At 57.6% G+C, this 12,767-nt stretch carries 8 protein-coding genes and 2 pseudogenes; 6 read left to right on the top strand and 4 right to left on the bottom strand.

Going from position 1 to position 12,767, the window contains the following annotated elements; translation table 11 throughout:
• Window positions 1-106 precede the first annotated feature (106 nt).
• From QCM77_RS44405 to QCM77_RS44395, 3 genes and pseudogenes are all read right to left on the bottom strand, one after another.
• Window positions 107-364 (bottom strand): annotated as a pseudogene (locus tag QCM77_RS44405) (transposase); the annotation flags it as partial.
• Window positions 365-401: 37 nt separating this feature from the next.
• A complete protein-coding gene (locus QCM77_RS44400; protein ID WP_280096950.1) occupies window positions 402-596 on the bottom strand; it encodes a hypothetical protein in 195 nt (64 codons plus the stop codon).
• Window positions 589-7,053, bottom strand: a complete 6,465-nt coding sequence (locus tag QCM77_RS44395; protein ID WP_280096951.1) for a non-ribosomal peptide synthetase — start codon at window positions 7,051-7,053, stop codon at window positions 589-591. The genes QCM77_RS44400 and QCM77_RS44395 overlap by 8 nt, the downstream gene beginning before the upstream one ends.
• Window positions 7,054-8,875: 1,822 nt before the next feature.
• Between QCM77_RS44395 and QCM77_RS44390 the strand changes: the two are divergent.
• The 5 genes and pseudogenes from QCM77_RS44390 to QCM77_RS44370 all read left to right on the top strand — a co-directional run.
• Window positions 8,876-9,357 (top strand): annotated as a pseudogene (locus tag QCM77_RS44390) (transposase); the annotation flags it as partial.
• Between the two features lie 50 nt (window positions 9,358-9,407).
• Window positions 9,408-9,800 (top strand): adenosylmethionine decarboxylase, encoded by a 393-nt coding sequence (gene speD / locus QCM77_RS44385; protein ID WP_280096952.1) that lies wholly within the window; start codon window positions 9,408-9,410, stop codon window positions 9,798-9,800.
• Window positions 9,801-10,055: 255 nt separating this feature from the next.
• A complete protein-coding gene (locus QCM77_RS44380) occupies window positions 10,056-10,187 on the top strand; it encodes a hypothetical protein (RefSeq protein ID WP_280096956.1) in 132 nt (43 codons plus the stop codon).
• A gap of 335 nt (window positions 10,188-10,522) precedes the next feature.
• Complete coding sequence (locus tag QCM77_RS44375; RefSeq protein WP_280096953.1) at window positions 10,523-10,924, top strand: hypothetical protein; 402 nt, start codon at window positions 10,523-10,525, stop codon at window positions 10,922-10,924.
• A gap of 231 nt (window positions 10,925-11,155) precedes the next feature.
• A protein-coding gene (locus QCM77_RS44370; protein ID WP_280096954.1) for an IS5 family transposase occupies window positions 11,156-11,979 on the top strand; the annotation gives its coding sequence in 2 pieces (ribosomal slippage) (window positions 11,156-11,423 and window positions 11,423-11,979; 825 coding nt in all).
• Here QCM77_RS44370 and QCM77_RS44365 read toward each other — a convergent pair.
• Entirely contained in the window at window positions 11,931-12,128 is a 198-nt protein-coding gene (locus QCM77_RS44365; protein WP_462804411.1) for a hotdog family protein, read from the bottom strand. The genes QCM77_RS44370 and QCM77_RS44365 overlap by 49 nt on opposite strands.
• Window positions 12,129-12,311: 183 nt before the next feature.
• On the opposite strand from QCM77_RS44365, the gene QCM77_RS44360 reads away from it, so the two are divergent.
• Complete coding sequence (locus QCM77_RS44360; protein WP_280096955.1) at window positions 12,312-12,650, top strand: IS4/Tn5 family transposase DNA-binding protein; 339 nt, start codon at window positions 12,312-12,314, stop codon at window positions 12,648-12,650.
• The last annotated feature ends 117 nt before the right edge of the window (window positions 12,651-12,767 follow it).

The following is a 12,767-nucleotide window of genomic DNA, read 5'->3' as shown; positions in this document are numbered from 1 at the left end:
AGACACGCTATCGGACGCGAGTGATCAACAATTTGCACCGACGTGCCAAGGCATTCGGCTTTGTCCTGCACCCCTTGGAACCGGGAGCTGGTGCCGTTTCTTAGGAATCGTTCTCCAGCGTCAGCTCGCCGATCTTGGCGTGCAGCGACTTCACGTCGATCGCAGGCGTGGCCGGCGCAGCGCTGCCAGGTCCAAAAACTCCGGAAGCTCCGCCCTCCAGCTGCGCCTTCCACGCCGTAATCTGATTGGGGTGGACGTCGAACTGCTCGGCCAGCTGAGCTATCGTCCGGTCGCCCTTGACGGCGGCAAGCGCCACCTTCGCCTTGAAGGCCGGTGTGTGATTCCGGCGTGCTCGTCTGCTCATCGTCGCTCCTGATTCGCAGGCACCAGCGTGCCCGCTGTCAGGCAGAAACTCCACTTATCGACCTGTTCAGATTTGCGGAGCCGGCTCTGATCGATAAGCCAACAACAGACGGAATGGCGAGCCGCAGGATAAGGCTCGAGAGATTGGGATCCGATAGATCGATGTGCTGCTTTTTCTTTGGCATCACATCGCGATCGCTCTCGACGGTGAATTTCGCATCCGGCTCATTCATGGATGAAGGTGTCCCCAGCTCTTCCGAATTCGCTGATCGTCTGCAACAGCTCCTGTTGCAACACCATGCAAAGATTACGGGTCACCTCATAACCGACGTGGGTTGGATCATACCTCGTTTCGATCTGTAGATGGCCGGCTTGATATCCGACATCGAACCAGAAGAGGTGAATCACGGCCCCTTCATCCATGTCTTCGCCGATCCAAAGTGGAGAAGGATCCTTGGCTAGGAGACGGCGTGGAAAATGGCGCTGCAAACCCGCTCGATAATTCAATCCAATCCTGGGTAAGGGCAGGCGATCGATCCGGCTCCGCACGGCTGGATCTCGGTTTAGGAATTTCATGGCCCGAAAGCCTATTCCTCCGCGCGGCAGGGCATTGCGCTGGCGGTATATTGAACGAGCACGATCGGGACGGGGCTCCGTTCCGGTGAGACTCAAGGGAAGCGGAACGAGCTCGCTGATATGGCCGATGATCTGAGATGGATCGAGATCGTCAAACAGCCGACCTCGGGTTGAGGTAAGGCTATCAATCCAGAGCGAATAGTTGCCGAAAACGCGTCCAAAGGCGCCAGAAATGGCGGCAAGAAACACATCAAAGTCCTGACAATGCGCCAATCTGGCTGAAATATTGAGGAGATCAGCTGTCGCTTCTTCGTCAATCTCAAGATGGTACTTGCCCTGATCTTCCCAAAGGGATCGGCAATTCGCTTCATCCATGCGACCTTCAAGGCGTGCATAGTGAAGCTCTCTCGCGGTCACTTTCGAAACGCTCGCGCCGCCCGATGAGGTGGCGCTGACGTGCAAATTGAACTGATGGTAGTCAATCCTCTCCCAGTAGTTGAGTTCGGCTGGCGCTTCGCTGTTCGCGTAGTGCTCAAGGCGCTTCAACCATGCAGAGAGCATTTGTATGTTCTCGGGACCACTCACGGCGTGGCCTGAGGCAAGGGCGTACGCCGCATCCAATGCTTCCAGGAACAGTCGATAGCCTATCCCGTCCGCTACAAAATGATGCATCAGGACCAGCAGATAGTAATCGCCGCTTTCCGATGTGCGGAACACCGTGACGTTAACAAGAGGCGTCTGGCCGTCAAACCGAAACATGTGCTGACGTCTTGCTGAGATGCTCTCGATTGCCTTACGCTGCTGTGGGTCGGTCATTCCGACAAGATCGATCTCCTCCACGAGGCGTTCGGCCACGGAAGGCCCGATTGTCAGACGTAGACCATCGCCGGTTCGCGCAATACGGAGTCTGAGGCCTTCGTGCCTATCCATGACATGGGCAAGAGCGCGTTCCAGCGTTCGGATATTCAGGATGGCGCCGGGCAAGAAGAACAGATCGCCGATGTTGAAATGCTCATCGAAGCCGACAAGACGGTTCCAAGATGAGATTGCGGGGGTAACTGGCAATGAGCCATCCCCGGAAAGGAAGGTATCGCGTGTAACTGCCGCTCCGTCTGTCGCCAATTCCCTGATGGTCGGTGTTCGATAGAGTTGGTCGACAGTGAGATTCAGCCCGGCTTTGCGCGCCAGCGTGACGCAGCGCACGCTCAGAAGAGAGTCGCCGCCGATATCAAAGAAGCTTTGATCGAATCCGACCCACTTGGCGCCTAATAGATCCTGCCAGATCCCAGCAAGAATACGCTCCTTCCTCGTGCAGAGCTCAGCAGATGGAACAGGCCCGACCTCGCAGTAAGGAACGGACGACAGGCGAGCACGATCTATCTTTCCGCTCGCCGTAAGGGGGATACTATCAACCAAACGAAAGGCGGCTGGAATCATGTAGGACGGCAATGTGTGGCGCAAATGGGTGACAATATCTGCAGAGCTTAGACCGTCGCGAGCCGGAACCAAGCTGGCCGTCAAGCGACGATGGTCATCGATGTCTTCTGCGACGACCGCGGCCTTTGCGATTGCCGGATGAGACTCAAGGGCCGCTTCGACCTCCTCCAGCTCGATGCGAAAGCCCCGTACTTTGATCTGGTTGTCCGATCGGCCGCAAATCTCGAGAAGGCCGTTTGTTGAGATGCGCGCGATATCGCCACTTCGATAAAGAACGCCGTATTGCCCGCCGTCGTACGGATTCGGCACGAAACAGCGGTTGGTCCGATCTTGATCCCGCCAGTACCCAGCGCTCACGCAGCGTCCCGCGATGCAGAGTTCGCCGGCGGCTCCGACCGGGACTCTCTTCAACTGGGCATCGAGCACGTAGAGTTTGACGTTATCGATTGGGCGTCCAACGGGGACGTGCGACGTGCCGTCGCAGGTATCCGATGTTTCGTAGACTGCCGCATTGGATGCACATTCCGTAGCACCATAGAAGTTCCACAACGGCACGTCCGGGAAATACTCACGCCAGCGAACAGGGAGCGAGGACGGCATCGGTTCGGCGCTGCTTGTGACCAAGCGCAAGGCGGTCGGTCGCGAGCGCCGTTCTTGGGAAGCAATGAGCCCGGACAGGAGTGGCGGCGAGGCAAACAAGTGTGTCACGCGATGTCTCGCCAACGTGCACAACAACAGATCTGGATCCAGCAACTGCTCTTGGGTTAGGATCAGCGCGGGCACGCCTCTCAAAAGGCCCCCAAAGTACTCCCAAGCGGACGCAACAATTGATGCGGACTTCTGGACAACCATCACGTCGGTACTATCGAACGGAAAGCGTCGCCACATCCAGTTCAGTCGATTGAGAATTGCCGATTCCGGTATAAGAACTCCCTTCGCCTTCCCGGTTGAGGACGAAGTGTATATAAGGCTCGCAATTCCCTGATCTGGTGGTTTGTCGCTGCACTCAAAATCGCGCGCGGGCGCGCCGCACGCTTCTAGAGTCAATAAACATCTCGACGTCACTCCAAAAGCAGGCTCAGAGGTATTTGCGTGAACCAAAAGCTTTGCTTGACTATCTCGCAGGATATGTTCGATCCGATCACGCGGATAATCCGGCGATATAGGGACAACAATGGACTGCAAAGCTCGTGCGGCAAGAATAACAGCGGCAACGTCAGGCGACCGGTCGACCAGCATTGCGACCATGTCGCCAGCCCCCACGTCAGAAGTCTGCAGTAACGACCTGATAGCTGTTACGCGCTCACGCAACTGGCCGAATGTGACCTCACCGAAATCACCACAATAAGCCACCTCGCTGCGATTAGAGACGCTGATTTGCTCGAACGCTCGGACAAGCGGACATTCGGTCTCATATGACTGCGCCGAGCCCTCTAGCGCGTCCAGCATAGTGACGTCTGACTCACTGAGGCAGCTCAGATCTTGAATGGGCGTAAGCGGCTTCTCAATGCACGCTGCAATCAAACGGCGCAGATTGTCGGCCATGCGGATAATCAGATCACTGGAAAATATGTCTTCCGCGTACGCTAGCTGGAGGGCAATTTCCTCGCCCTGATCTTGTGCGTACAATGTCAGATCGAATTTTACGTAGCCGGTCTCGTATTCGCGGAATGTCAGATCCAACTCATGTTGGCCACGTGGCTCCGCCGCCTCGGAGTACATGTTGAACATAACCTGGAAGATCGGTGATCGTCCCGCTTCGCGATGTAGCCTGGTATCCCTTACTATCCAGCCGAACGGATATGCCGAATTTGCGATGGCATCGCTGACCACAGCCTGGATCCGCAAGGCATGAACCGCAAAGGACTGGCCCACATCGATCGCGGTGCGGATTGGCAGCATGTTCAGGAAGAAACCAACAATTTCGGCACTGCCAGGTTGATCCCGTACGACGTGCGGTATGCCAACGATGATATCATCCTGACCGCTATACATCCGCAGCAGAAGCTTGAAACATGCGAGGAGTGCTGTCGACGTGGTGCACCTATGTCGGCGCGCAAACTCCCTTATCTGATGGGATAGATCGCTGCCAAGTAGCACCGCATGCGATGCGCCGCGAGACGAATTTGTCTGCGGCCGCGCCCGTGCCGTTCCAAGCGAAAGCACCGGCGGATCATCACCAATCTGACGACGCCAATAGCTACATTGGTTGGCAAGCGCCTCCGGAGTAGCGTGTTGTGTTTCCCAGACCGCGTAGGTCGAGAGTGACACTCGGTTCTCTGGCAGAAACGCCGCGGCATCGACGTACCTTTGTCGAAGGTCCCTGAGCAGAACAGAGATCGACCAGGCATCGATGATAATTTCGTGAGCGGTGATCAGTATGAGATAGTTGTCAGGGCCAAAACTGATCATGCGCGCGCGAAAGAGATGACCTTGGCTGAGATCAAAGCTGCCGTTCAGCTCTGTTCGCCTTAGCTCTGCGATCAGCTTCTCAGCCTCCTGCGACGTGAGATTAGATGCATCAGTCAATTCGAGACTTGCGCAGTGCGGAGCATCAAAAAGCTGAACCGGACCGTCCTCGTCGATAAAGCGTGCCGAAAGTGCCTGATGGGAATGAACGACATCGGTCCAGGCGCGATTGAACGCGGCCAGATCGATGATGCCCCGCATTCGCAGGCCGCCCTGAATGATGTAGTTCCTGGCAGACGGATCGAGCTGCGAAAGAAACCATAGGTGCTCTTGAACTCGCGTCAGAGGCGATCGTGTAAGCTTTCCGCCAGCCGGTGCTGTGCACGGCCTAGATTCGGCTCGCGCCGAGATCGAAGCCGCGAGAGATCGGATCGTTCCATTCAGGACCAGCCTGAAATCCGTTCTCACTCCGAGCTGGGTCTGCAAACGGCCTAATATGAGCATTGCCCGGAGCGAGTCTCCGCCCAGGCTTATGAACTGATCATTCACACCAATGTTCTCAATGCGCAGAACACCGGACCAAATTTGGCACAGCTGGGCTTCGAGGTCGGTTTGCGGCTCCTCGAATGGCGTCGGCAATGGAGGGCGAAGACTGGTCGGGTCGGGCAAAGCTCCAAAATCGACCTTTCCATTACTGGTCAGTGGAATACCGTCGACGTGGATGATTCTGTCTGGGAGCATGTAGATGGGCAGCGCTTCAGCAAGGAAGTGCTGAAGCTCGCCTTCCGTTACCTCAGCTGGAGCGGACACATACGAGATGAGTCGTCTCGTCCCGCTTTCCCCCTCGGCCCTGGTTATGTCTCTCGCCATAAGCTTTACGCCTGCGCAGACGGACGCGACCGCGACGGCGCCACGCACCGAATGATGAGCGGAGAGGCGAGCCTCGATTTCTCCTAGCTCAATTCTGTGTCCGCGGATTTTGACCTGACGGTCCCGTCGACCGAGACATTCCAAAAGACCATCGGAACGAACGCGCCCGAGATCGCCCGTCCTGTATAGGCGCTGGAAGGACGGAACGTTTGAGAACCAGTTTGGCCCAAAGGCATCCTTGGTGCGGACGTCGTCATTGACGTAACCAGCAGCGACGCCAACGCCGCTAACGCAGATTTCACCGACCTCTCCCGCCTTGCACAGCCGCGGCCCGTCGGCGATATAAACCTCAAGATTAGAAATCGGCTTGCCGATCGGCACATAAGCGTCAGCCAGCGCAGGCGGCGCGGAAACCAGATGATGCGTGACGCCGTCCGCGCACTCGGTCGGCCCGTAGTGGTTGAGAATGGGGACCCGCGGATATAAGGCAAGCCACGCGCGCGCCAGTGCGGGTGTCAAAGGTTCTCCGACCGTCGAAATAATCCGCAAACCGTCCAGAGCTCGATCAGCCGCCGCAAGCGGCTGCAAATATTCAACAAATACTGCAAGCATCGACGGAACGAGTTGGACTACCGTCACGCCGTGTCCCTGAATCGCTTTGAGAAGCGACACTGGCGATTTCAGTGTCGCATCATCAATGAGCGCGGTACAGCCTCCGACGCAAAGCCCCGCCAAAAGCTGCCATAACGAGATGTCAAAGCAGTGCGATGCCGTCTGCGCGATGCAATCCGTCCGAGTGAGGGTCAGGGCATCAATCTTTGCAGCCAGATGATTGTTTAGGGCTGCACGTTCGATCATTGCCCCCTTAGGACGGCCCGTTGAACCAGAGGTAAACAGAATGTAAGCGAGTCCATCCTTGTTCCATGATGGCACAACAGACGAAGTCTGGCCCTCGCGCAGCGCCGCCTCTATCGTCATGAATTGCGTGGCGCCTTTGCTGCTCGCCCGGATTGGGCTGACCGAATCCAGCTGGCGTGGCCCCATAATCAGAGCACAGCGACTCTGCTCGATCATGAATGATGTACGCGGAGCCGGTAACGACGGATCGAGCGGCAGGTACGTTGATCCAGCCTTCAAAATTGCGACTACCGCCGTCGCCCAGTCGAGGTCCCGCTCACCCCAATAGCCAATCACTGTGCCGCGAGCGCACCGCCCTCGTAACGTCCTCGCGAGGGATTCCGATCTTACTCGCAGCGCCTTGTACGTAAGTTCGTCTGCGCCGTACCTCAGCGCAACCCTCTCCGGTTCCGATCTTGCAAGGCGATCGATCGCCTTGATCGCGTCGACCGGCTGACGTTCCACAAGCTGATTTTTGCCTGATCGATCTTCCGTGGGCATACGCGTCTCGCCATTCGTCGCCGTCTGCAGCCCTCAAATCAGAACACCGGGGATCCTGATTGAGGTGTGCATTGCGTAGCCGCCCTGGTTCTGCCAGTCATAGTGTGTCGTTTCTCCCATTCTCAGCTTCTCGTCCTTTGCGTTCGCTTCGATTTCCTCGATGATCGGCAGGGAACACGACCGGACGCTAGCGCCTCAAGTTGGCGTTGGCATCTCCCGGTTCTTGTAGTAGACACGCGATAATCTGCATGGCACTCGCAACCAACGCGCTCAGAGACTCGTTCCGGCTTGTGGTTTCTTGCATTTGTGCTTTCCTCATGAAAGTGGACTTGGCGCTCGCCAAGCTGCAGGTCGCCTGCGGCGCCTAAGCGATGACATCGATTGTGCAAGAACGAACACAGAGGTGTGTTACCGTTTTCAACGAGGCCGGCGTTGTTTGCCATAGCCGTTGAAGGACAGTCGTTAAGCGTTCAAACATTTTGATGCTCGTGGCTATCACGAGATAGCTAGGGGGCAGCCTAACGACTCGTAGGCGTGCAGAACCATCCGCCGCGAGCTCCTTAATCCGTTGATGTTCGCAGTCGTCCGCCTTGGTGCAAACGAAAATTCACTCAGAAACGTTTGCTGCGGACCCGCAGGCGACGTCCAGTCTAGGCCAAAGGGCGTTCCGATACGGCTTTCCGAACCGGAATCGAATTGCGCGTAGCGCCTTCGCTTACCCTCCACGACATGCATGCTCGGCAGTTCTCTTCGCGCGTCACAGAAGCTTCGTCTCGGCGCCTACAGCAGAACCGATACGAATAATGTTGCGACCAAGCCGCTTAGCAATACGGCGAAGCCGGAGCCAGACTGTTATTACCGCCCTCGTATTAGTGGTAAGCTGGAAGACGCTGATGATGAGCCTTTCCTGCGCCTGCCGCGTTGCGTGATGATCCCTCGTGACGATTTTTCCCACGAGCCGGATTTCGATGACCGCGGCGTAGCCGTGCGATCCCTGTGTGGGTAGAACTGTCCAGCTCCAAACCGGCTCCGCTCGCCGACGATATCCATTGGCTTTCGCCGTTACGGCATGTGTCTCGATTGATCGAGAATCTGTCCAGGGCAACAAAAGTGTCCTTCTGCTGCCGCAGCGGGAAAGGGGCTTCCTGCTGCGCAGCATACTGTCGGACGGTCAGCTTTAAGACCATTGTCCACAACGTGACGTACCCACCCGGTACGAAGCAACTGGAGACCGCGCACTTCCAAGCGGCACGCTGCTTGCTTCATTCGTGGTGCCATCACCGGTGCCAGCTCGATCGGTAGTGGATCGGGAAAGCGCCGCGGAGTGTTTGATGCGATCTGGAGTTCGTTTTTGGGGAGCGACAACGATCACCGCAAGCGGCACAGCCAATTCGGCGGACGTACAACTGCCATCGGCTCTGTGGAGCTGGTCCGGAGGACACATTGGCGGGCACGCCGGCCGTGCTTACGGCCAAAACTCCTTCAGTAATCCCTGCGGTCCGTCAGTCTATGGCGGCGGCGGCGATACTCCTGTTTTTCTGGCAGGCGACCAGATCGGCTACGACTGGCAGAAGAATAGCTGGGTACTTGGCCTCAAACTCGAAGCCAGCAGTGCTATCTCCGACGGCACAAATACCCGCCTCGCCGCGTCCGGCATAGTACTGAGCCCAAGGCGAGTCCAAACGTCTTTGTCACCGGAGCCGGTGGCCACGGTTACGCCTTTGGCGCGCAGCGCCACACGCCCTCAAGGGAGGTGTGGCTTGGCAAAACAATTGAGGGCGCCGTCATCAATGACAACGAGTTTGGCCAATGTCGGCGATGCCGCGGCTGGGTGCACAAGACCGTGAACGTCCTGGACAAGCTCTCAGTCTCGGTGCAGGCCACCATGAGGAAGGATTTGCGCGAGGTCTATTGGGCGCGAACCGAGCGTCCGCCGAAGCGGCGACCGACGTTTTCGCCGATTGCGCCAAGTACGGCCGGGCGGTCGAATGCCTGGTCAAGGATCGCGAAGCGCTGCCGGCCTTCTACGATTTTCTTGCCGAACACTGGGATCACTTGCGCACCACCAAACCCATCGAGCGCGTGTTCGCCACCGGGCGATACAGGACCGTGCGGCCGAAGGCCTCCTTGTCGCCAACCACCGCCAAGCTGATGGTATTCAAGCTGGTGATCGCCGCATCAAGGACCTGGCGGCGGCTCAAAGGCACAAATCGGTTGCCCAAGGTCGTCGCAATTCGGATTCAACGCGTCATTGAGAGCATGCAAGTGCCGGCAAGCCAAGCGCCTGATCACCTCGTCACCTAAATCCCGAATAGCTCAGCTTATTGGGCCAATAATTCAATGGAGATTTCTTAATGACTATTGATGACGAGAAGGACGCCCCACCGGCTCTGTCTACCGGTGCGACGCATATACTCATCGAACTATGGGGAGCGAAGAACCTCAACGACCCGGCCATTGCGGAAGACGCAATTCGAAAAGCCATCCGTGCGGCGAGTGCGACATTACTCCACCTTCATGTTCATAAGTTTTGTCCGGGTCACGGCGTCTCCGCAATAGCCTTGTTGGCTGAATCGCACATTACCTTGCATACTTGGCCTGAGAGGTCCTACGCGGCCGCTGATGTTTTCGTATGTGGCGACAGCGATCCTGCGCGCGCCGTGCCAATTCTAGTTGAGGCCTTTCAGCCCGAACGGTCTGACGTTCGCAGCTTCCGGAGAGGTGCGTCGATCATGCCAACGCATTGAAGCAGATGATCGATCTTCTTATAGCCGGTCATGTTTCCGCCCGCGAGCTATCGCTGAAAGTTGGTGACGGCGGGAATCGGGAAGGCGGCATGTGGGGGTGCTTGAGGCCTCCACTTCTCCACCGAAGGAGCGATATGCCATGTCCAACGATAACAACATCAAGCTGAGTCAGCCAGGAAACGTCGAGGATCGACTCACCGAAATCTTGCGCAATGCCGCCTCGAGCGCGTCGGGATCCATACAGTCCCGAGCTGGATGGATGCGATTGAAGTAGTTCAGGCATGCCACATCCTCGGTGTTGTTCTTGTAGCTCTGGGCCTTCTTGCGATCGAAGATGTGGTGAGCCTTCCCATGCTCATTGGCGAACTGGCGCAGGTAGACACGTAGTGCTGGTTTACAGGCTGTTTCGAGTTTTCCTCAGGCAGGGTCTCCCGGCGAGTGGCCATCTTGTTTCCAGGCCTGGCCTGTTTGGACAAAGGCAACGCGCGATATCCACATACTCGGCCAGGGGCGACATACCTACCTGCGCCGTTGCATGTCCGCTAGTGTCCGTCCTGCGATGTGGCAGTCCATCGAGCAGGTCCGAACCTAATTTTCCGTCGACGGTTTAGGCCAACCAGATGTAGGAATATCAGGTCAAGTCGGGAATCTAGAGTCTGGTCGTTCGGCACGCGCAACAATAAGCGGGGCCCTCAACCCGCACCGCGGATGGCAGGCTAGGATTGCTCCGCGAGATCGTGTTCGCGACAGCTAGCAAGTTGTCGAGCCACGGAATTCCGATCCCGCCGCTCGACTTTGATGAAGCAGGGCGAACGACCAAGGTCTCGACCGAGATCCCAACATCGGAGGCCGGGGCTCTGTATGGCTTGCTATCCCAAGCATCGGTGGTTGCGGGAATTGGACTCTGCGCGGAAACCATGTGTGAGCAGCGCATCCCTTACGGCGCCAAGATCGCCCGCTATCAACGGCTGTCACGCCAAATCAATGTCCGGCAACGCTGGACGGAATTGCGCGCCTTATTGCACAGGCGACGGACGCGAAAAGCCGTTTTCCAGCTGGCTGCGCCGATCCTTGGGGGCGTCTTACCACAGCCAAAAATCAGCCTGCCTGAGAAGCACCCTTAACGCTCGCTTCCGTGGCATCCCTCGAGCTCTTGGGGATGCGTTGAGCTTTGCCAGCCGAGACGAAGGCCACACGCACACGCGTCTCGACTAGCAAGTCGGCTCCACGCCTGCACTGTTGGTGCAGCGCGATCGAAGCCCGCTTCACCTCCTCAGAGCCTGACCGAAAAAGAGTGAGCGGTTTTGGCGGGCTTGTGATTCCTTCGGATTTGCAAAGATTCGAGGGAGGACACCATGCCGTGGACCAAAGCCGCTCGTAATCAGTATCAGCGCAGTGGACTGCGTTACGCAAGCGATCTGACCGATGCCGAGTGGGCGCTTATCGCCCGGAAGATGCCGCCCCGACGCCGATTGGGCCGGCCGCGCGAGGTCGATCTGCGCGAGATCGTGCAGGCGATTTTCTATATTGTGTCGAGCGGCTGCCAATGGCGAGCCTTGCCCAAGGAGTTCCCGCCATACTCGACGGTGCAGGGCTATTTTTACGCTTGGCGCGACAGCGGCAGTGGCACAGGATCGTTGGAGTCCTTGTGCGGCGGGCACGGAAGAAGCTCGGCCATAAGCCAACGCCGACGGCTGCCGTCATCGACAGCCAAACTGCTTCGACAACGCAGGCCGGAGGGCCTCGTGGCTTCGATCCCGGCAAACGCCTGCATGGGCGCAAGCGGCACATCGTCACCGATACCAACGGCCTTCTGCTCGCAGCCCATGTCCATCCTGCAAACGTTCAAGATGTCCATGGCGCGGTCCCCTTGCTCGAGCACCTGCGAGACCGCTTCCCGAGGCTTCAGCATGTCTTTGCCGATCGGGTTTACCGCGGCAAACAGCTTACTAACGCCCTGTCCCACTGTGGGCCGTGGACAATCGAGATCGTCCAGCGACCACCGGGGGTCAAGGGCTTCCAGCTCTTGCCCAGACGCTGGGTGGTCGAACGGACCTTTGCATGGTGCGGTCGTTGCCGACGCCTCACCAGAGACTTTGAAGGCTCAGCCGCGACAGAGCTTGCCTGGCTTCACGTTGCCCGTCTCAGGCTGCTGACAAGGCGCCTCGCCGCGCCTTGAAGAGCTCCCCGCCCTTTTTGAGTCAGGCTCTCAGGAGCCGCGATCACATCAATCACGTCATCCATATAGCCAGGTTTGAAGAAGTCCAGTTTCATAGAACGCACCACGAAGGCGAAGCCGCTCAGCTCCTCGCCGCTAGCCTCGAACAATCTGCGATGATCTGTCCCAGAAGCCGAAGGTAGTTCGTTCGGCTGCGCTCCATGAAGCGTAGATAGTTCGCGTGATATATTACCCACATTTAGTCGAACGGGCTGAGGGAGCGCACAAACCATTGCATCGCAGGAATCGACCGTGATTCCTTGTCTGGCACCGATTCGCAGGGGACGGTGCCAATGGACGAAGAAGCCGATGCATGGTTTGATCGCGAGCTCGCTGGCTGCAGCCTTGCCGACGAGCGCCTGAACAAGCGGCTCCGCAAACTGGTAGCGCAGATCGGGAGCGCCATGGGCGAAAGTATTCCGCTGGTGTGCCAGGACTGGGCCAACACCAAGGCTGCGTATCGTTTTTTCTCCAACGACCGGGTCAGCGAAGCGGACATTCTGGCTGGCCACTTTCAATCGACGCATGAGCGCTCGATTGCCGCCGGCGGTCCGGTTCTGGTGCTCCATGATACGACCGAGTTCAGCTATCAAAGAGAGAACTCAGACGCGTCGGAATCACGAAGAGCATAAACAGCGGCCGGGACAAGGCGGGCCGCCTGAGATCGCACACGGTTTGCGGCATCCTGATGCACTCGAGCCTGGCGGTGACGACCGAAGGGCTGCCGCTTGGACTGACGGCCGTCAAAT

The organism is Bradyrhizobium nivariense, from assembly GCF_029846695.2.
Lineage (GTDB): Bacteria > Pseudomonadota > Alphaproteobacteria > Rhizobiales > Xanthobacteraceae > Bradyrhizobium.
The sequence above is the reverse complement of the archived record's forward strand: the minus strand, read 5'-3'. Positions and strand labels throughout refer to the sequence as shown.

What these genes read in the sequence shown, in the direction of transcription:
- QCM77_RS44400 (WP_280096950.1), bottom strand. Translation starts at nt 596, where the DNA reads ATGAATGAGCCGGATGCGAAATTCACCGTCGAGAGCGATCGCGATGTG.
- QCM77_RS44395 (WP_280096951.1), bottom strand. Translation starts at nt 7,053, where the DNA reads ATGCCCACGGAAGATCGATCAGGCAAAAATCAGCTTGTGGAACGTCAG.
- speD (WP_280096952.1), top strand. Translation starts at nt 9,408, where the DNA reads ATGACTATTGATGACGAGAAGGACGCCCCACCGGCTCTGTCTACCGGT.
- QCM77_RS44380 (WP_280096956.1), top strand. Translation starts at nt 10,056, where the DNA reads ATGGATGCGATTGAAGTAGTTCAGGCATGCCACATCCTCGGTGTTGTT.
- QCM77_RS44360 (WP_280096955.1), top strand. Translation starts at nt 12,312, where the DNA reads ATGGACGAAGAAGCCGATGCATGGTTTGATCGCGAGCTCGCTGGCTGC.